This is a genomic window from Vibrio tarriae (assembly GCF_002216685.1).
Taxonomy (GTDB): domain Bacteria; phylum Pseudomonadota; class Gammaproteobacteria; order Enterobacterales; family Vibrionaceae; genus Vibrio; species Vibrio tarriae.
Window position 1 is genome coordinate 139,841 of the sequence record NZ_CP022352.1, and the last position, 17,727, is coordinate 157,567.

The following is a 17,727-nucleotide window of genomic DNA, read 5'->3' on the forward strand; positions in this document are numbered from 1 at the left end:
AAACGCCACGCGTTGACAGTCCCTCTTGAGGCGTTTGTTATATTTCGGTGACTTGAACTAGCTTCTTAACCTTTTCTATTGGAATCAAACCTGTTGCATTATCCTGCTTAAAATAAACAGCTTTAGGAGTTATAAGCAAGACTACTATCTTTACCCCTTCTGGCGTAACATCATCGTACAGCTTCATTGGAATACTTCCGCCTACACCGAAAGCCCTCAAGCCATTTTCGAAAACCCTAGATGAAAGCTCTTGCTGAAAAAACGTTCCACCGATTGAAAGCAATAGCAGTGCCCCCAAAGAAAATACCTTTGTTCTTGGTGTTCCAAATAAAAACAAAGTGTAGTGCAGTGCTAAATAAGCACTAATTGCTAGTACAAATAGAGGGAAAGTTTTATCTTCTGTAAAAATTATTGGATAACCGACCATAAAACCAAATATTAAATTTATCAAAAATAAAGGCCGATATGTGGAAAATGGAGCAAGTATTTTTCCCCCACTAGCAAAATTTGAAAATGCAAAAATAGCGGAACCGAAAACTGCAAACATAGTTAACATCAACCCTGCAACCATCGTCATTATGAATATATTGACTGCAAAAAGGCTTTCCGAAACGATTTCATAACTAAAGAAGTCATTAACAGCCATGTAGTTTATCAACATTGAATAACCAAGTAGCGGAAAGAAAACTATGTTAAAAAAATAGTTTGAAACAATTGCACTGATTATTGAATGCAATGCCTTAGCACTCAGATTCAACATTTTTGCCATATTACAATTTAGCAACCAGTAATTTACTTTAATTATCTGTATTATTTTCATTGAGCAATTCTAATTTATGTATATTTTTAACAACAAATAAGTCGAACTTAAGACATATTCACCAAAATTAAAACAAATGGACAATTACATTTCAATCTAAGCACACGAAATAAATAGAAATATAACGCCCGCCTAAGGGGCTGGCAACGTATAACACAAAACTCAAACACAACAGCCGAAACCACCGCGGCTCAATGGGACTGGAAACGCCGCGCGTTGACAGTCCCTCTTGAGGCGTTTGTTATATGCGTGCTGCATTTGACTAATACTCAGTTATTTCAATGCCTTGTTTATAGAAATGACAATTGCCGTTCACCACATCCCGAATGATAGCTTGTGCAATGTGCTCAAAGTGTGTCTCGCTTCTTGCTGTGTGAGTAATGGTGTCATAGTCAAATGTTAGCCTTTTTAGCTTCAATGGCGGATAAGTAGTATTTGGCGCATACAGATAAGCATCATCGAACTTGAATTCATGGCTTAAACCCATTGTATTTTCAGGCTTTCTAGGCAATTTATTCTCAAAATCTAGGATAGTGCCTAACAAATTATAATCTTTGTCTAAAACCTTAATTTCGTCAGTCATACCATCGATCGTGAAAGAACTTTCCGCGGTAAGGTTTGTATTTTCAAGCACCCACACAGCATCTAAGTAAGGTTGCATACGGACATTTGAAATACAGAGAGCATTACTGTTAACAACCAATTTTCTAACACCATCAATTGATTTCAAATCATCTTCAGAAGGTTCACTTACACACATTAGTGAGATACCACAATGCTTGGCGTAGTCAATTGCACCTGATTGATAAGTACTGCTAGTAACAAAAATTCCTTTAACATTACCTATATCATTGAGAGCATCATTGAAATCACGAATCTTGCCAATAGAAACTTTAGCTTTATAGTCTTTACATTCAACTGCCACACGATGTTTTATTCCAGCGTGCACAAACTCCCAGTAAACATCTATTTGGTGCGAAACACCGGACTTTCCTAAAATCTTTAGATCATGCTCAATAACAGTATTTTCTATCTCATCTAAGGAGAGTATCTCCTCATAAATAGCTTTAACTAAAAGCTCAAAATCCGTGCCTTTTTTCATTATAACCTCTGAGCATATAACGCCCGCCTAAGGGGCAGGCAACGCATAACACTAAACTCAAACACAACAACCGTAACCACCGCGGCTCATTGGGACTGGAAACGCCACGCGTTGACAGTCCCTCTTGAGGCGTTTGTTAGCTCTCTGCTTGGCGAATAGGTTATTGAAATTGTTCACCATGATTTTCTAAAGTTGCGCTGCCACAGATAGCACAAACCACATATCTATCTGTTAATTCTAACGAAACGCCACCAGGTAAAGAGGCTGCCGAACTACTAAAAAATCCATCTAGAAATGCTTTGAACTGCTCTCTTTTGGACTTACCGTACTTCGATGGCTTTTGCTTCATCACCTCTTTATGTTCAGTGTTCTTCCCACACTTTTCACAAAACCTTGTGCTCATACTATCTCCTGAAATATCGCTAAAAAGAACTTCAAATCCAGCTTGGACTTTTGACTCCACGATGAACTTTGAAAGAGAGCTAACGCCCGCCTAAGGGGCTGACAACGCATAACAACCAAACCCAAACACAACAACCGAAACCACCGCGGCTCAATGGGACTGGAAACGCCGCGCGTTGACAGTCCCTCTTGAGGCGTTTGTTAGTTGCGTTCTATCCATGAAATAGGAAATTCTATAACATCAAGCACATAAGTTTTGGGCTTATATACTTGCCCCTCTTCAGATAGATAAACAACGGCAACATCACACCCCAAAATCGACTTAATTTGTGAAAGGCATACAAGTTGTGATTTTGAAAGACGATCTGACTCCTTTTTTACTTCCACAAAAAGAACTGAACCATCGTCTTTGTAAAGAAATAAATCAGGCTCTCCCGATGTTAAGCCTTGTCTGAGCGCTTTGAATATGGCTAGCCGAATAGGATGAACAAACTGAGCTACAGCGGCTCGACCTTGCACATATTTATCGTTGTTTAGCTCCCAATCACCTAACGCATAAAAAGCAGTCCCTTGCCAACCTAGCTCTAAATACTTTTTAAGAACATAGTATTCACCAAAATGATAATTTGGTTGATTGTGAACATCTTGAGGAACAAACAATGACTCGGGAATCCAGTCCTTATAACCATTTTTCCAATCATCCAACAGAGATTGTGGATAAGAAAAAATTGTTTCCGTTATTTCAAAATTCATCGATTTTCCTTGAAGCAACTAACGCCCAATTAAGTAGTGAGCAACGCTGCCACCTAACTAAAGCATTGCGCCGTAAACACTAAAGCTCATTCAAACCAAAATCGCCAAGCGTTGCGAATCTGCTTGAATTGATTGTTATAACGCTATTTTTCGATGAACTCGCAGCCTTCAGCTTCTCCAGTCCCTGACATTCGAAAGACGTAATCCAGATTCATGTTTGAAGTATTTCTGTAATAGTTAACCCTGAAGCCTTTGCTTTTATCACCTCTCACAGAGTAACCGCTTATGAACGAATCTGTTATGTTCGACTTTTCAAAGTAACCTTTAGTCGATGGCTCGGATAAACGAAGCACCGCTAACTCGTGAGTTGGTTTATCAAATATTAAAGCGGTATACGCGTATATTTAACATATTCTCCATCTTGAACTCTCATGTCCTCATACGGACAATGAAAATACCCAGAATCCTTTAAGACTGATTCAAACTCTGCTTTTGCAACTTCACCTTTCGACGCACACCCTATTAAAGCGAAGGCACTCATCGAAATAACTATTAAACTTCTCATATTACTACTCTCTCCATAGAGTTATAACGCCCGCCTAAGGGGCTGGCAACGCATAACAACCAAACTCAAACACAACAACTGCAACCACTGCGGCTAAATGGGACTGGAAACGCCACGCGTTGACAGTCCCTCTTGAGGCGTTTGTTATGTGAATTGCCTATCGAAGCTTGTTGTTTTTGTTAAATCGCCTAACTTTGGCTCGCATATTTTTCATTGGTGATGACGTGTTGAACTGGATCATTCGACCAAATGTCCATTTTTCATACCACGTCGTTTCATACAATTCTTCATTGCTTAAACTTGCAACTAACAAGGTAAGCTCGTTTATTGTTGAGTCTAACTCCTTGAGTAAGTCCTCGTATTTCCAATCACTGTACTGATCGTGAAAACTGACTGCCAACAATCCAAGCTGATTCCATTTATAACCTGTATCAGGAAAATCGACTGGCAAACCTTGAGACTTCAAACTGTGCCATTTCAAAACCAAGTTTCCCCAACCAACAAGATAAGCGACAGTGTCACAAACGCTAATTTGTGTTCCTTTTACGTTACCCTCAATTTCACACTGACGTGCCATTGATGCTGGAACACTCCGATAGTCGTCCATAAGTTTCGGGAATATAGACTTTATCGCTGTGAGCAACTCATCTTTTGATTCAGGAACTGAAGACATTATTTTCTCCATTCACATAACGCCCGCCTAAGGGGCTGGCAACGCATAACACTAAACTCAAACACAACAACTGCAACCACCGCGGCTCATTGGGACTGGAAACGCCACGCGTTGACAGTCCTTCTTGAGGCGTTTGTTAGTTTCGTAGCTTATTGTTTAGCAATGACTTTTAACACATTTGCTTGAAAGTCATTTTACGCAAATGCATCGAACAAGCACACGTCCAACGCCAAAAGCTGTGAAGTTAACAGCCAAAACTCAAAACAATAAAGGTTAAGTTGACCACGGTTAAGAGTCCGCGACAAAGAAAGCAAGATCACAGCGATGAAGCTGCCTTTTGTGAAACCAAACTTTCCGAGTGGAACATCTAACAACGTTGGAGCATCGAGGTTTTTGGGCTTTCAGCGACTTTAAAACTACTGAACTTTCAACGCTTTCTACCAAATCAGCATCAAGCCAAACTTAAAAGTGCAGTTGTGCAGTTTGAACGCCAAAAGCTGAATTTTCAGAACCTTGGGCGTAAATTTTTGATGATCTTTCCTGAGAGAAACTAACGCCCGCCTAAGGGGCTGACAACGCATAACAACCAAACTCAAACACAACAACTGCAACCACCGCGGCTCAATGGGACTGGAAACGCCACGCGTTGACAGTCCCTCTTGAGGCGTTTGTTAGGCACAGGATGCCCGCTTTAGCACCCACTTTTCCAATTTTTCATTGTCGCTATCAACCACAAAACCCATGAAAACAAAGTTGTTAGCACGTACGACATTCAACGAAGCGAGGTTCGCCGATGAAATCAAAGCCACAACACTTTCAATTGAATCCACATTAAACGCTAACTGACAAAGTTGATTAACTGCCAATTTTGCAAATCCTCGACCTTGTTTATGAGGCGAAACATTGTATCCAATTTCAACTTCACCATCTTGAGGTTCATCTTTGAAGCCACAGAAACCAACGACATTATTGCCCACTGACATCATGTAGGGTAATGACCAAATTTCAGCTTTTGAGTTTTGGAGCTGCTCATAAGAACGGATCAGAACATGCTTTGGTGGCACAGCCCCTTCACAAAACGTCAATTCTGAGTCAAGGCAAATATGGTCGAGCAAGCATTTAAGATGGCGCTGATTTAACTGTTGTAGTTCCAATTTTCCACCCTGTGCCTAACGCCCGCCTAAGGGGCTGGCAACGCATTACACTAAACTCAAACACAACAACCATAACCACCGCGGCTCATTGGGACTGGAAACGCCACGCGTTGACAGTCCCTCTTGAGGCGTTTGTTAGTTTCGTAGCCCATTGTTTAACAATGACTTTTTTAACACATTTGTTTGAAGACCATTTTACGCAAATGCATCGAGCAAACACACGTCCAACACCAAAAGCTGTGAAGTTAGCTGCCAAAACTCAAAACGGTCAAGGTTAAGTTGGCCACGTTTAAGAGTCCACGACAAAGAAAACCAGATCACAGCGATGATGCAGCCTTTGTGAAACCAAATTTGCCGTGTTGAATATCCGACAACATTGAAGCTTCGAAGTTTGTTGGTTCTCAGCGACTTTGAACTAGCTGAAATTTCAACACTTTCTACCAAATCAGCATCAGGAAAAACTCAAAAGCCAAATAGTGCGACTTGAACGTTTAAAGCTGATTATTCAGGGCATGAATCTGAACTTTTGATGATTTTTTCTAGATAGAAACTAACGCCCGCCTAAGGGGCTGGCAACGCATACCACTATACTCAATCACAACAACCGTAACCACCGCGGCTCAATGGGACTGGAAACGCCGCGCGTTGACAGTCCCGCTTGAGGCGTTTGTTATGTGATTGTTGCTCACGACTTGCATCTAACTTATCGATATAATCAATAAGCACCCAACACCATAATAAGGAAAAGTTATATGAAATCGCTTATTTCTGAAACTTTAATCAACCTTGCAAACCAAGAACCAGAACAACATGCTGAAACTCGGCAACTTCTGTATGAACAACTGGATTTGTCTTTCGAGAAACAACTCGCTTTGTATTCTTGCGCTCTAGGACCAGCAAGCTCTGGAAAACTCGAAAACAGCAGAGACTTCACTAAAGCAATAGATAGCGCGATTAGAATAATAGAAATGCCTGAACACTAGTATGTTCACCATCTATAATACAGCCCACATCAGAAGGGCTGTTTTTGTTTATGCTCAATCACATAACGCCCGCCTAAGGGGCTGACAACGCATGCCACTAAACTCAAACACAACAACGGCAACCACCGCGGCTCATTGGGACTGGAAACGCCGCGCGTTGACAGTCCCTCTTGAGGCGTTTGTTATGTGAATTGCCTACCGAAGCTTGTTGTTTTTGTTAAATCGCCTAACTTTGGCTCGCATATTTTTCATTGGTGATGACGTGTTGAACTGGATCATTCGACCAAATGTCCATTTTTCATACCACGTCGTTTCATACAACTCTTCATTGCTTAAACTTGCGACTAACAAGATAAGCTTCTTTATTGTTGAGTCTAACTCCTGAAGTAAGTCCTCGTATTGCCAATCACGGTACTGATCGTGAAAACTGACCGCCAACAATCCAAGCTGATTCCATTTATAACCCGTGTCAGGAAAATCGACTGGCAAACCTTGTGACTTCAAACTGTGCCATTTCAAGACCAAGTTTCCCCAACCAATAAGATAAGCGACAGTGTCACAAACGCTAATTTGTGTTCCTTTTACGTTACCTTCAATTTCACACTTACGTGCCATTGATGCTGGAACACTCCGATAGTCGTCCATAAGTTTCGGGAATATAGAATTTATAGCTGTGAGCAACTCATCTTTTGATTCAGGAACTGAAGACATTATTTTATCCATTCACATAACGCCCGCCTAAGGGGCTGACAACGCACAACAACTAAACTCAAACACAACAACCGAAACCACCGCGGCTCAATGGGACTGGAAACGCTACGCGTTGACAGTCCCTCTTGAGGCGTTTGTTAGCTTCGTAGCCCATTGTTTACCAATGATTTTTTAAACACATTTGCTTGAAATGCATTTTACGCAAAAGCATCACTCAAACACACGTCTAACGCCAAAAGCTGTGAAGTGAGCTGCCAAAACTCGCAGCGATCAAGCTTAAGTTGGCCACTTACCGAATTTCCGACAAAGAAAGCGCGATTTCAGCGACGATGCTGCTTTTTGTGAAACCAAGTTGACCGAGTTGAACATCCAACAACTTTGAAGCATCGAGACTTGTTGGCTTTCAGCGACTTTGAAACTGCGGAACTTCCAACACTTTCTACCAAATCAGCATCTAGCAAAATTCAAATACCAAATTGTGCAATTTGAACACTAAAAGTTGATTTTTCAGAACAAGAGGTTGGGATTTTGATGATTTTAGCCTTTAAGAAGCTAACGCCCGCCTAAGGGGCTGGCAACGCATACCACTAAACTCAAACACAACAGCCGTAACCACCGCGGCTCAATGGGACTGGAAACGCCACGCGTTAACAGTCCCTCTTGAGGCGTTTGTTATGAGGCGGATTCACCGTCTGCTCTTGGCGAAATTCCCAATTCTTTCTGTAACCTTTTACTAAGCCCGAGCGCAACAAGACGGTAGGACTCAGACAAGTAATACATCAACTCTTCATCTAATACACCTGAAGTCTCCGTTTGTTGGATCCACTTCATCCCTCTGTTGGCGAAGTAAGGAGCGGGAATATAACCATCGTGCTCACTCAGATACTCAAAGTTCAAATCCGATGTTTTGAATGTAAAAACGGGTTGCTGATCCTTGCCGATACTGCCAATAGAAAACACTTTTCCAGCCACTTTCCAAACATGAGAGCCACCCCATTGCACTACGTATGTAGTAGCAGGAAAGGAACGACAAAATTGGTTGAACTCATCGTGATTCATCTTTGTTTTCCTATAGCCTCATAACGCCCGCCTAAGGGGCTGGCAACGCATAACACTAAACTCAAACACAACAACTGCAACCACCGTGGCTCAATGGGACTGGAAACGCCACGCGTTGACAGTCCCTCTTGAGGCGTTTGTTATAGCGGTGCTTTTAGTTGCCCGTGGACATATGATGTGTTGCACATAGCTTATTACCTGCTGGATCTCGTAAATAAGCTAAATACATTTTTCTTTGTCCGCTCACTCTGATACCCGGAGGATCTTCACAAGCCACACCACCATTTGCTAAACCGGCTGCATGCCATGCTTCTACTAACTCCGGACTACTAACTTTAAAGCCAATTGTCATCCCATTACCATGCGTCGCAGGTTCGCCATTCACTGGTTTCGTAATACCAAGTACACCGTCTTGGTTTATGTAGAGACAGCGACCTTTAGTATCAATAACACCCGCCGGATAACCTAACACCGACAATATGGCATCATAGAAAACCTTTGATTTTTCAATATCATTTGAGCCGATCATGATGTGACTAAACATACTTGTTCCTTTTGTTGAGCAAAGTTGGAATTTACTCTGAGGCATCGATTGAGCAATGTCTAGGTTGAAATGTGAGATAAGCTATAACGCCCGCCTAAGGGGCTGGCAACGCACAACCACTAAACTCAAACACAACCACCATCACCACCGCGGCTCATTGGGACTGGAAACGCCACGCGTTGACAGTCCATCTTGAGGCGTTTGTTAGGCGATTAATCGACCAACTCTATCCCTAAGCATTCCAATAAATTCAAAGCTTCATAACGAGAAAACTTAGCCCCTTTGACTTGGTTCTCTAACACATTAATTGCGTAATTTGTCGACTCGCTGAAATCCACTTTTTGTAAGTTAGTCCGCATGAATAAACTATGCGTAAAATCGCAGTAACACATTGTTGAACTGGCAAAATTTCCTTCACGGAAATCCACATCATGCAACTTACACTCATCAAGTGTTAACTCATTCAATGTCAGCCCAAAGAATGAGGCATCGTTCAAAATACAACGCTGAAATTTAAGCTCAAAATCTAGGTGATAGACAGGCCACGTTGCTCTTGTCCAGTCGATACCCACGAGCTTGCTATCTTGAAATGACACACCAAACAAACGTGCATTAGGGAAACTCGCCAAACTGAGATTACAACGTTCAAACTCGCAGCTTACAAACTTGCAGTTTTGGAACTGTACGCCAGACAAATCACAGTCTGAAAAATGACATTCTTCAAATTCTATGTCTTTGAAACTATTTTCTGATAGCTCAAGCTTCTCGAAGGAAACCTCTAGATACTGCTCACCATTTTTCAAAGATTTCATCGTTTCCTCCAATCGCCTAACGCCCTGTTAAGATGTGAGCAACGCAATACCGAAGCTCCCGCATATCACCTCAATCACTTGAAGCAACGCATAATAAAAATGCCACGCGTTGCGAATCACTCTTAAACAGTTTGTTAGCCGCTCAACTCTGCGCCACTGACTCGTCACTATTAGGTCACTATAGCTTAAACCACGACTCGATAAACTAGCTTCGATAACGACGCCATACAAATGAGACAAAGTTTTTACTTCTTCTACGAGGCGAAGGTATTTGTCGTCTGCTGTGGTGTCATGAACGATACATCCATCAAGCGAACACTTATCATATCAAAACTTCTCACCGAGATTCGCAAGCAAACTGGCGTGGTGTTTACCGCTGTCGCTTAGCCCTCAACGAGATTAGGCAGCCCACAGCTGCTTTTTGTGTTTACTTAATCAAATCCATAGGTTCTTATCCGGCTTATAATCCAAGCCATTAAACTGTCAGCTTTGTGACAATAATCTCCAATGTCAATGCCTATTCCCAACTTAAACAAAGAGTTATAAGCGCTGACTTCCAGTTTTTTACATTTTCACATTGAATCTCTCATGAGTTTATTACATAGTTAACTTGATTTTATAAACCTCGATATATCATAGGGATATGCAGTGAAGATTTATCTAGCCTTATTTGCCACGCTTCTTGTTGGTTGTGCCAGCAAGCAACCAAAATTTGAAAGTGCACCGGCCAACGCACAGACCATCAATCTATACCTGTTTGAAAAAGCGCAAGATACTAACGCAGGGCTCCAGAACTACTACCAAAATCCAGAACTCATGAATGAGATTGCGAAAAGCAACACGCCTGTAGCCCTGCAAAACACATTTAGCGGGGATATGGCAGCCTCTGCGGGTGGTGCGATCGGTGGTGCGATTGTAGGCGCATTAATCGAGGCTGAAATGAAAGCGATTGAGGCCTATCGACTAACTCTTGGTCTGCATGCCAACAACCCTCAACTTGAAGCCTATTTTAAGCAAGGCTTTTCATCACAACGCCCAGGCAACTGGAAGAATGTGAATACCAGCTTTTCTGATGGTGCTTTGCAGTTATACCCAAACAGCAACGCCAATGAAATGAACGTTTCCGTTAGTTGGAATCACTATATCAATCCTATCGACAACATGTTCCAAAGCGGCCTACAAATCGTGTACGAGTTCGATGTCATCAGTGTTGATCCAGAAGATAACTCTTTGGACAAATTAAAATACTCTGTGATATTCGGATACTCGAAGGCTGGTGGCCTTGAAGAAAGTGAAAAACAGCTCTTGGCGAATGACAAGGCGCTATACAACAAAGTGTCGGAAACAGCGTTCAAGAGTGCGGCTAAGTTTATCTATCATCAACTAGATAACATCAAAGAGGAGAAACACATTGAATTGGCCTCTCCAGAACAAACGGATGGCTTTACCATGCACCACCATTACCTAAACTCAGCTGCTGCAATATCTACCGTAGAGTTTTAATTGTCTCTGGTGATAGTGAAAAAGCGATAACCTCTCATGAAAAACTAAAAAACCATGACAAAAGTCTGCCTAGTTTTGGACTTAGCTGCAACAGTATGGGCTTAGCTTTCTTCCTGAATAGTTTAGTACTATCTCACTCCTTGTGTAGGGCTAACGCCCGCCTAAGGGGCTGACAACGCATTACACAAAACTCAAACACAACAACCGTAACCACCGCGGCTCATAGGGACTGGAAACGCCACGCGTTGACAGTCCCTCTTGAGGCGTTTGTTAGCTCTCTGCTTAGCGAATAAGTTACTGAAATTGTTCACCATGATTTTCTAAAGTTGCGCTGCCACAAATAGCACAAACAACATATCTATCTGTTAATTCTAACGAAACGCCACCAGGTAAAGAGGCTGCCGAACTACTAAAAAATCCATCTAGAAATGCTTTGAACTGCTCTCTTTTGGACTTACCGTACTTTGATGGCTTTTGCTTCATCACTTCTTTATGTTCAGTGTTCTTCCCACACTTTTCACAAAACCTTGTGCTCATACTATCTCCTGAAATATCGCTAAAAAAAATTTCAAATCCAGCTTAGTTTTTTGGACTCCACGATGAACTTTGAAAGAGAGCTAACGCCCGCCTAAGGGGCTGACAACGCATAACAACCAAACTCAAACACAACAACTGCAACCACCGCGGCTCATTGGGACTGGAAACGCCACGCGTTGACAGTCCCTCTTGAGGCGTTTGTTATGTGCGTGGTCAAGATTGCACTCGAATTGGTTTTCGCCGGAATTTCACCGGCTCATCAGTAGGTTGAACCTAAAACCGCGGTTGAGTCCCGCTGATGATAGAACCTTTAGAGTTGCATATTGAATAATGTTCGATACGTGTTTAAAGATTTCTACTACCATAAGCACTCCTCCTTTAGTTTGAGACGTGAGAAAACCAACAAGTTCTGCCAACAAAAATGAAGCCCAAAAGCCCATTTGTTCAGGTTGTAAGTAAATGAAGGTTGCCATCATCAGCCTAAGGGAACCACCGCAAAGGGACATTTAATGTTTCGGCTTTACTCTACTTACATTTATATTTTGACATGGAACCTAATGATAACTAACCATTTTTTTAGAAAGCACATAACGCCCGCCTAAGGGGCTGGCAACGCATAACAACCAAACTCAAACACAACAACCGAAACCACCGCGGCTCAATGGGACTGGAAACGCCGCGCGTTGACAGTCCCTCTTGAGGCGTTTGTTATGTACGTGGTTGAGATTATCCCCAGAAACAGCCGTAAGCATCGTCTTGTAATATCTCAAAGAAAACCTCTAGAAATTTAACTTCAGGAATCGGTTCGTATGCATGCCATTTTAAATCTGATTTCATCCAGTAAATTTTCCACTCGTTCCGCGATTTGTAGTATTTGACTCTCGCTACTGGATGTTCAATTTTTTCTGATGGATCATTCCATCTGGGACGTATTTCGAAAATTTCGATTGCCTGCCCATCTAGACGATAGCCAATATCAACTTGATCTCGAATTTCTACTGGTGGTCGGCAAGTTTCTAGATACTTTTCCACTGCCTTTTCGTAACGTTTTTGTTCAATTTCTGAGAATGCCATATCTATTACCCCACGAATTCAAGTCCGAAGTTTACGGCTAGCTCTCATCTGTTGACTAGGTTATTTTAAGAAAAAGTACATAACGCCCGCCTAAGGGGCTGGCAACGCATAACACTAAACTCAGCCACAACAGCCGTAACCACTGCGGCTCATTGGGACTGGAAACGCCACGCGTTGACAGTCCCTCTTGAGGCGTTTGTTATGTGTATTTAAAGTGATGCTTCACAAATAAGTTGATACAGCTCTTTACGCTTTGGCATGTTAGGTTTTCCAGACACTTTTATCGCTTTATCTAGATCGTATAGGAATCCTTTCCCTGGGGCACTTCTACCAGTTTTAAGGCCATCAGCAATAATATCCAGCCACTTTTCTTTCACGTCGCCTTCCATGTAATAAGAAGCGAATTGATACATTGCATCATAGCACTCCTCATTGGTAGGGAAATCCATCTTTGTTTCCTCCATATGCACATAACGCCCGCCTAAGGGGCTGGCAACGCATAACACTAAACTCAAACACAACAACCGTAACCACCGCGGCTCATTGGGACTGGAAACGCCACGCGTTGCCAGTCCCTCTTGAGGCGTTTGTTAGCTTCGTAGTCTATTGTTTAACAATGATTTTTTAAACACATTTACTTGAAAGGCATTTTACGCAAAAGCATCATACAAACACACGTCCAACGCCAAAAGCTGTGAAGTTGGCTGCCAAAACTTAAAACGATCTAGGCTAAGTTGGCCACGGTTAAGAGTCCGCGACAAAGAAAACCAGATCACAGCGATGATGCAGCCTTTTGTGAAACCAAACTTGCCGTGTGGAACATTCAACAACCTTGAAGCATCGAGGCTTGTGGGTTTTCAGCGGCTTTGAACCTGCTGAACGTTCAACGCTTTCTACCAAGTCAGCATCAAGGAAAAACACAAAAGCCAACTTGTGAAAATTGACCGCTAAATGATGAGTTTTCAATGTAAATTAGCTTATATTTTGTTGATTCTAGCCTTTAAGAAGCTAACGCCCGCCTAAGGGGCTGACAACGCATTACCACAAAACTCAAACACAACAACCGAAACCACCGCGGCTCAATGGGACTGGAAACGCCATGCGTTGACAGTCCCTCTTGAGGCGTTTGTTAGCTGCGCTTTATCGGTTGTGGAGGTGTTGGACGTAACTCTTGCAAGCCTTCAACACTACTTTTAACTTCACCACCAGTATTTGTAAGAATACGATCTAATTCTTGCTTTTTATTGAGGTCAACAAGAGGTTGGGGTTTATCTATCGGTTTTGTCATTTTTTCTTACCTCCATTATTTTGTGGAGGCTGCGGTCTTAAATTAGCCGCACCTTCAAGACTCTTCTTCTCGCCTGTTGTAACAATTCTTTTATTAGTTTGATTATTGCTCATATATTCACCTAAATACCCGAGGCTATATAGCCAAGAGAAATTGTAGTTATTAAACCAAGTATGAATGACCCAAGAACTATACGATCGGCTGCCTTAAGGCGTTTGCTAAGAAGTTCCGCTTTCTTCTGTGATTCGCGAGCCGAATTTAAAACCGCGATAATATAATCACCATTAATTTTGAACACTTGAATCACGATAACGATTGAGACTAAAAAGCATAAACTAGCAACACAAAATAGAATTAACTCTAACCCTATGAGCTTTTCATCACCTAAGTTGGCAAAAGTTGCTAAATATCCAATACCTACTACTGCCAAGGTGAGGATACTTTTATCTTTTTCCATCCTAGTACCAAAAAATGCAGCATATGACTGACTATGGTACTCCACATCACGAGCTTCATATTGGCTAAACTCATTAATGCAATGTTCTCTTTCATTAAGAGCGTTACTCCACTTCTCAAGTCTTTGTTGCTCTTTTAGCAACTCACTTTTGAGACGATTGAGTTCGCTTTTTTCACGTACATCACGCAACTTATTAATTATATCGCTCACACAAAACCATATGGTAAATCATTCATACACAGCGCAAATCTAGCAAAATTCGTTGCAAATGGCTATCCAACTCAGACGCAAAGCAGCTAACGCCCGCCTAAGGGGCTGACAACGCATCACCACTAAACTCAAACACAACAACTGCAACCACCGCGGCTCATTGGGACTGAAAACGCTACGCGTTGGCAGTCCCTTTGAGGCGTTTGTTAGCTTCGTAGCCCATTGTTTACCAATGATTTTTTAAACAAATTCGCTTGAAATACATTTTACGCAAAAGCATCACACAAACACACGTCCAACGCCAAAAGCTGTGAAGTTGGCTACCAGAACTTAAAACGACCTAGGCTAAGTTGGCCACAGTTAAGAGTCCGCGACAAAGAATGCAAGATCACAGCGATGATGCAGCCTTTTGTGAAACCAAACTTTCCGAGTGGAACATCCAACAGCGTTGAAGCATCGAGGTTTGATGGTTTTCAGCAACTTTGAAACTGCTGAACATTCCACACTTTCTACCAAGTCAGCATCAGAAAGACTCGAAAGCCAAGTTGTGGAATTTGAACGCTAAAAGCGGATTTTTCACAGCAAATGAGCTTAGATTTTGATGGTTCTAGCCTTTAAGAAGCTAACGCCCGCCTAAGGGGCTGGCAACGCATTACCACTAAACCCAAACACAACAACTGCAACCATCGCGGCTCAATGGGACTGGAAACGCCGCGCGTTGACAGTCCCTCTTGAGGCGTTTGTTATAAGCAAGATACCAACGTTACAGAAGCTCTTCTAAATCCGACATTAGCCATGCGCTGTTATGCTGCTTAAAACCAATTTTTGGATAGTATTCAGTTGCTTGTGGTGCTGATAACAAAATCAACTTACAACCTTTTTTAAGACTAGCGAAAGTCTGTCGGATCAATTCTTTACCAATACCTTTCGATTGGACCTGCTCCGAGACAGCCAAATCCGATAAGTAGCAGCAGTAATGAAAATCTGTCACCGAGCGAGCAATACCGACAAGCCGCTCACCAATCCAAGCTGAAACAAGCAAATCCGTATTTGCCAACATCCCACTGATACATTCGTAATTATCGGTTGGACGTCTAGCTCCAAGCGTTGTCTGATTGAGGAGTTCCACAAACTGCTCTGGCGTAATTAGGCGATTTACAAAATATTCAACTTCCATTTTTCACTTTCCTTTAAAGCCCAAACTTCAACTTGCTTATAACGCCCGCCTAAGGGGCTGGCAACGCACTACCACTAAACTCAAACACAACAACTGCAACCACCGCGGCTCATTGGGACTGGAAACGCCACGCGTTGACAGTCCCTCTTGAGGCGTTTGTTATGTGTGTGTTTCTGATACCCACCCTTCCATTTAAAGGGGTAGCGAAAGGCATTTATGCCAAACGACATTCGATAAAAAACTATCATATACACAAGGCCAAGATGCTTCATGTCGATATATTTCGGCTATGAAATCTAGCTAAGCCATTGATTAATACCTCTTGTTTCTCGCCATTTGTTGCACTACTCCAACGACATATCTCGTCAAAAGTCCTACCACAACCTATGCAGATGTCTTTGTCATCTAAACAACAATGACGAACACAAGGGCTCTTATATGAACACGTTTCAATCGGTTCAGCTCTTTTAGCGTTTTGATTTTCAGACATAGTGCACCTCACGTCTGAATTATAAGCGCAGAGCTGTGAAAACTTTCCAGAAAAACACATAACGCCTTGTTAAGGGGTGAGCAACGCAATACCAATGTCACCGCATACCACCCTAATCACTAACACCAACGCATAGTAAGAATGCCACGCGTTGCGAATCCCTCTTGAACAATTTGTTATGTGCGTACTGTTTGTAGCAATTGCTCTGATAATTCAGAAAATTGTTCAATGAGCCAAGTTAAACCATCATTCATATTGCACTCAAGCTCATTTATAAGTGCTAACTCTCGGGAATTTAGGTCTTGCTTAGCTACGTTTTCAATTGGGTAATGCTCTATATCCCAACCCCGTTTTTGAGCATTAGCTAACACAAGATGAACGTAACGGTATTTCAAGTTACCTAGTGATTGAAGAGAACCATCTCTTTTTAACACTGGTCGTCGAGACTTTCCTTCGAGAATCTTTGCCACATTAGACTTGTACTCATTCAGCCTCGCTTTCTTCGAGGCTTTTCCAATATAGCGAAACTCCTTTTTTTCAGCAGAGATCTTAATGAAATACAGGTATGGTTGAGTGAGATCGATTTGCTTAGGGTTTGTCCAATCAAACATTAAATCAGTCCTTGATAGTTGATTATCACTGATACCAAGATTAACAGACATGGTTATCTAAAGTTTAAGACTTTTTCCAAAGCACATAACGCCCGCCTAAGGGGCTGACAACGCATCACCGCTAAACTCAAACACACCAACCGTAACCACCGCGGCTCAATGGGACTGGAAACGCCGCGCGTTGACAGTCCCTCTTGAGGCGTTTGTTAGCACGTTTTCAACACACTTGATTTCTATAATATTCACTTAACCCGAATTTTATCGAAAACGCCTGTTCAGGAACCAATCTAGAATACTTAACTGCATTTTCGAATACATTTCCTAGTTCGTCGGGCTTTTTGCCTTGATGAGTTTTAGAAAGAACCATTCGAAAATTACCCCAATACATATTCATTTTTCCAGACATGCCGTTTACTTTTTCACTTAAAGTCGGAACATAAAGATCAACGAGCATTTGCAATCTAGAACATTTATCACACAAAACACGGTATTTCGCATCATAGTCACTCATGCTTAAATTTGCCTCCCAATCGATATTGAGAAACGTAAGTGAAAACTCTCTTCCTAGTTCGGATACCAATACATGTGCTTCTTCAATTTTTGTTTCTAGCTTATCGATTAATACTTTTTGCTTTTCTTGTGCCAATTCAGCTTGCTTAGCTCGGAACTCCAAATTAATACGTTGCTCCAGAAGTTTACGTTGTCCCCAAAAAGTAAATACTGCTCCTAACGAAGCGCTAATCAAAGCTAGAAGCCCACTGGATATGTCCATTATTCCTCCGAAGTGCTAACGCCCGCCTAA

The 17,727-nt window shown here is 41.9% G+C and carries 24 protein-coding genes and 5 pseudogenes; 2 read left to right on the forward strand and 27 right to left on the reverse strand.

Features of this window, described 5'->3' with window-relative positions; genetic code table 11:
• Window positions 1-37: 37 nt before the first annotated feature.
• From CEQ48_RS01110 to CEQ48_RS01165, 8 genes and pseudogenes are all read right to left on the reverse strand, one after another.
• Window positions 38-820, reverse strand: coding sequence for a hypothetical protein (locus CEQ48_RS01110; protein ID WP_089069915.1), 783 nt, complete (start codon window positions 818-820; stop codon window positions 38-40).
• A 262-nt stretch (window positions 821-1,082) separates the two neighbouring features.
• Window positions 1,083-1,922 (reverse strand): restriction endonuclease, encoded by an 840-nt coding sequence (locus CEQ48_RS01115; RefSeq protein WP_000715844.1) that lies wholly within the window; start codon window positions 1,920-1,922, stop codon window positions 1,083-1,085.
• 160 nt (window positions 1,923-2,082) lie between these two features.
• Entirely contained in the window at window positions 2,083-2,325 is a 243-nt protein-coding gene (locus tag CEQ48_RS01120; RefSeq protein WP_000107461.1) for a hypothetical protein, read from the reverse strand.
• Window positions 2,326-2,525: 200 nt separating this feature from the next.
• Window positions 2,526-3,077, reverse strand: a complete 552-nt coding sequence (locus tag CEQ48_RS01125) for a VRR-NUC domain-containing protein (protein WP_088733306.1) — start codon at window positions 3,075-3,077, stop codon at window positions 2,526-2,528.
• 722 nt (window positions 3,078-3,799) lie between these two features.
• A complete protein-coding gene (locus CEQ48_RS01135; protein WP_089069916.1) occupies window positions 3,800-4,315 on the reverse strand; it encodes a ClbS/DfsB family four-helix bundle protein in 516 nt (171 codons plus the stop codon).
• A gap of 194 nt (window positions 4,316-4,509) precedes the next feature.
• On the reverse strand, window positions 4,510-4,689 hold the full coding sequence (locus CEQ48_RS01140) for a DUF645 family protein (RefSeq protein ID WP_089069917.1): 180 nt from the start codon (window positions 4,687-4,689) through the stop codon (window positions 4,510-4,512).
• A 297-nt stretch (window positions 4,690-4,986) separates the two neighbouring features.
• Window positions 4,987-5,469: a GNAT family N-acetyltransferase gene (locus tag CEQ48_RS01150; protein WP_089069919.1), complete on the reverse strand. Its 483-nt coding sequence runs from the start codon at window positions 5,467-5,469 to the stop codon at window positions 4,987-4,989.
• A gap of 195 nt (window positions 5,470-5,664) precedes the next feature.
• Window positions 5,665-5,846: pseudogene (locus CEQ48_RS01165) on the reverse strand (DUF645 family protein).
• Between the two features lie 375 nt (window positions 5,847-6,221).
• Here CEQ48_RS01165 and CEQ48_RS01170 point away from each other — a divergent pair.
• The gene (locus CEQ48_RS01170) at window positions 6,222-6,452 is read left to right on the forward strand and encodes a PAS factor family protein (protein WP_089069921.1); all 231 of its coding nucleotides are present in this window, start codon (window positions 6,222-6,224) and stop codon (window positions 6,450-6,452) included.
• Between the two features lie 195 nt (window positions 6,453-6,647).
• Here the strand turns inward: CEQ48_RS01170 and CEQ48_RS01180 are convergent, their stop codons facing one another.
• The 6 genes and pseudogenes from CEQ48_RS01180 to CEQ48_RS01210 form a co-directional block, all read right to left on the reverse strand.
• Window positions 6,648-7,163 carry a ClbS/DfsB family four-helix bundle protein gene (locus CEQ48_RS01180; protein WP_089069922.1) on the reverse strand — a complete coding sequence of 172 codons (516 nt, stop codon included), beginning with the start codon at window positions 7,161-7,163 and terminating at the stop codon, window positions 6,648-6,650.
• A 197-nt stretch (window positions 7,164-7,360) separates the two neighbouring features.
• Window positions 7,361-7,514 (reverse strand): annotated as a pseudogene (locus tag CEQ48_RS01185) (DUF645 family protein).
• Window positions 7,495-7,539, reverse strand: a pseudogene (locus CEQ48_RS20560) (hypothetical protein); the annotation flags it as partial. The pseudogenes CEQ48_RS01185 and CEQ48_RS20560, both read right to left, overlap by 20 nt.
• 296 nt (window positions 7,540-7,835) lie before the next feature.
• Window positions 7,836-8,222: an MmcQ/YjbR family DNA-binding protein gene (locus CEQ48_RS01200; RefSeq protein WP_089069923.1), complete on the reverse strand. Its 387-nt coding sequence runs from the start codon at window positions 8,220-8,222 to the stop codon at window positions 7,836-7,838.
• 154 nt (window positions 8,223-8,376) lie between these two features.
• Window positions 8,377-8,766: a VOC family protein gene (locus tag CEQ48_RS01205; RefSeq protein ID WP_057552792.1), complete on the reverse strand. Its 390-nt coding sequence runs from the start codon at window positions 8,764-8,766 to the stop codon at window positions 8,377-8,379.
• 212 nt (window positions 8,767-8,978) lie between these two features.
• Complete coding sequence (locus tag CEQ48_RS01210) at window positions 8,979-9,578, reverse strand: pentapeptide repeat-containing protein (protein ID WP_089069924.1); 600 nt, start codon at window positions 9,576-9,578, stop codon at window positions 8,979-8,981.
• A gap of 648 nt (window positions 9,579-10,226) precedes the next feature.
• Here CEQ48_RS01210 and CEQ48_RS01220 point away from each other — a divergent pair.
• Window positions 10,227-11,081 carry a hypothetical protein gene (locus CEQ48_RS01220; RefSeq protein WP_089069926.1) on the forward strand — a complete coding sequence of 285 codons (855 nt, stop codon included), beginning with the start codon at window positions 10,227-10,229 and terminating at the stop codon, window positions 11,079-11,081.
• A 294-nt stretch (window positions 11,082-11,375) separates the two neighbouring features.
• On the opposite strand, the gene CEQ48_RS01225 is transcribed toward CEQ48_RS01220, so the two are convergent.
• The 13 genes and pseudogenes from CEQ48_RS01225 to CEQ48_RS20025 form a co-directional block, all read right to left on the reverse strand.
• Window positions 11,376-11,618, reverse strand: coding sequence for a hypothetical protein (locus CEQ48_RS01225; RefSeq protein ID WP_000107461.1), 243 nt, complete (start codon window positions 11,616-11,618; stop codon window positions 11,376-11,378).
• Window positions 11,619-12,344: 726 nt separating this feature from the next.
• Window positions 12,345-12,692 (reverse strand): DUF3024 domain-containing protein, encoded by a 348-nt coding sequence (locus tag CEQ48_RS01235; RefSeq protein ID WP_055065323.1) that lies wholly within the window; start codon window positions 12,690-12,692, stop codon window positions 12,345-12,347.
• A 209-nt stretch (window positions 12,693-12,901) separates the two neighbouring features.
• Complete coding sequence (locus CEQ48_RS01240) at window positions 12,902-13,141, reverse strand: P-II family nitrogen regulator (protein WP_089069928.1); 240 nt, start codon at window positions 13,139-13,141, stop codon at window positions 12,902-12,904.
• Between the two features lie 185 nt (window positions 13,142-13,326).
• Window positions 13,327-13,416 (reverse strand): Tfp pilus assembly protein, encoded by a 90-nt coding sequence (locus tag CEQ48_RS20325; RefSeq protein ID WP_230604749.1) that lies wholly within the window; start codon window positions 13,414-13,416, stop codon window positions 13,327-13,329.
• Window positions 13,406-13,468 (reverse strand): annotated as a pseudogene (locus CEQ48_RS20330) (DUF645 family protein); the annotation flags it as partial. The pseudogene CEQ48_RS20330 and the gene CEQ48_RS20325, both read right to left, overlap by 11 nt.
• A gap of 353 nt (window positions 13,469-13,821) precedes the next feature.
• Window positions 13,822-13,980: a hypothetical protein gene (locus CEQ48_RS19850; RefSeq protein WP_157724679.1), complete on the reverse strand. Its 159-nt coding sequence runs from the start codon at window positions 13,978-13,980 to the stop codon at window positions 13,822-13,824.
• A 121-nt stretch (window positions 13,981-14,101) separates the two neighbouring features.
• On the reverse strand, window positions 14,102-14,647 hold the full coding sequence (locus CEQ48_RS01255) for a hypothetical protein (RefSeq protein WP_089069929.1): 546 nt from the start codon (window positions 14,645-14,647) through the stop codon (window positions 14,102-14,104).
• A 226-nt stretch (window positions 14,648-14,873) separates the two neighbouring features.
• Window positions 14,874-14,987, reverse strand: a pseudogene (locus tag CEQ48_RS20645) (cell shape-determining protein MreC); the annotation flags it as partial.
• Window positions 14,968-15,093 (reverse strand): DUF645 family protein, encoded by a 126-nt coding sequence (locus CEQ48_RS01265; RefSeq protein ID WP_080551860.1) that lies wholly within the window; start codon window positions 15,091-15,093, stop codon window positions 14,968-14,970. The pseudogene CEQ48_RS20645 and the gene CEQ48_RS01265, both read right to left, overlap by 20 nt.
• A 317-nt stretch (window positions 15,094-15,410) precedes the next feature.
• Window positions 15,411-15,824 (reverse strand): GNAT family N-acetyltransferase, encoded by a 414-nt coding sequence (locus CEQ48_RS01275; protein ID WP_089069930.1) that lies wholly within the window; start codon window positions 15,822-15,824, stop codon window positions 15,411-15,413.
• 268 nt (window positions 15,825-16,092) lie between these two features.
• Window positions 16,093-16,374, reverse strand: coding sequence for a DUF1289 domain-containing protein (locus CEQ48_RS01290; RefSeq protein WP_089069931.1), 282 nt, complete (start codon window positions 16,372-16,374; stop codon window positions 16,093-16,095).
• 116 nt (window positions 16,375-16,490) lie between these two features.
• Entirely contained in the window at window positions 16,491-16,925 is a 435-nt protein-coding gene (locus CEQ48_RS01300; RefSeq protein WP_089069932.1) for a hypothetical protein, read from the reverse strand.
• 217 nt (window positions 16,926-17,142) lie between these two features.
• The gene (locus CEQ48_RS20025) at window positions 17,143-17,697 is read right to left on the reverse strand and encodes a hypothetical protein (RefSeq protein ID WP_089069933.1); all 555 of its coding nucleotides are present in this window, start codon (window positions 17,695-17,697) and stop codon (window positions 17,143-17,145) included.
• Window positions 17,698-17,727: the final 30 nt, after the last annotated feature.

Coding starts and splice junctions, on each gene's coding strand:
- CEQ48_RS01135 (WP_089069916.1), bottom strand. CDS start 4,315: ATGTCTTCAGTTCCTGAATCAAAAGATGAGTTGCTCACAGCGATAAAG.
- CEQ48_RS01240 (WP_089069928.1), bottom strand. CDS start 13,141: ATGGATTTCCCTACCAATGAGGAGTGCTATGATGCAATGTATCAATTC.
- CEQ48_RS01170 (WP_089069921.1), top strand. CDS start 6,222: ATGAAATCGCTTATTTCTGAAACTTTAATCAACCTTGCAAACCAAGAA.
- CEQ48_RS01120 (WP_000107461.1), bottom strand. CDS start 2,325: ATGAGCACAAGGTTTTGTGAAAAGTGTGGGAAGAACACTGAACATAAA.
- CEQ48_RS01225 (WP_000107461.1), bottom strand. CDS start 11,618: ATGAGCACAAGGTTTTGTGAAAAGTGTGGGAAGAACACTGAACATAAA.
- CEQ48_RS01210 (WP_089069924.1), bottom strand. CDS start 9,578: ATGAAATCTTTGAAAAATGGTGAGCAGTATCTAGAGGTTTCCTTCGAG.
- CEQ48_RS01205 (WP_057552792.1), bottom strand. CDS start 8,766: ATGTTTAGTCACATCATGATCGGCTCAAATGATATTGAAAAATCAAAG.
- CEQ48_RS01235 (WP_055065323.1), bottom strand. CDS start 12,692: ATGGCATTCTCAGAAATTGAACAAAAACGTTACGAAAAGGCAGTGGAA.
- CEQ48_RS01300 (WP_089069932.1), bottom strand. CDS start 16,925: ATGTTTGATTGGACAAACCCTAAGCAAATCGATCTCACTCAACCATAC.
- CEQ48_RS01125 (WP_088733306.1), bottom strand. CDS start 3,077: ATGAATTTTGAAATAACGGAAACAATTTTTTCTTATCCACAATCTCTG.
- CEQ48_RS01110 (WP_089069915.1), bottom strand. CDS start 820: ATGAAAATAATACAGATAATTAAAGTAAATTACTGGTTGCTAAATTGT.
- CEQ48_RS01290 (WP_089069931.1), bottom strand. CDS start 16,374: ATGTGTTTTTCTGGAAAGTTTTCACAGCTCTGCGCTTATAATTCAGAC.
- CEQ48_RS01180 (WP_089069922.1), bottom strand. CDS start 7,163: ATGTCTTCAGTTCCTGAATCAAAAGATGAGTTGCTCACAGCTATAAAT.
- CEQ48_RS01115 (WP_000715844.1), bottom strand. CDS start 1,922: ATGAAAAAAGGCACGGATTTTGAGCTTTTAGTTAAAGCTATTTATGAG.
- CEQ48_RS19850 (WP_157724679.1), bottom strand. CDS start 13,980: ATGACAAAACCGATAGATAAACCCCAACCTCTTGTTGACCTCAATAAA.
- CEQ48_RS01200 (WP_089069923.1), bottom strand. CDS start 8,222: ATGAATCACGATGAGTTCAACCAATTTTGTCGTTCCTTTCCTGCTACT.
- CEQ48_RS20025 (WP_089069933.1), bottom strand. CDS start 17,697: ATGGACATATCCAGTGGGCTTCTAGCTTTGATTAGCGCTTCGTTAGGA.
- CEQ48_RS01275 (WP_089069930.1), bottom strand. CDS start 15,824: ATGGAAGTTGAATATTTTGTAAATCGCCTAATTACGCCAGAGCAGTTT.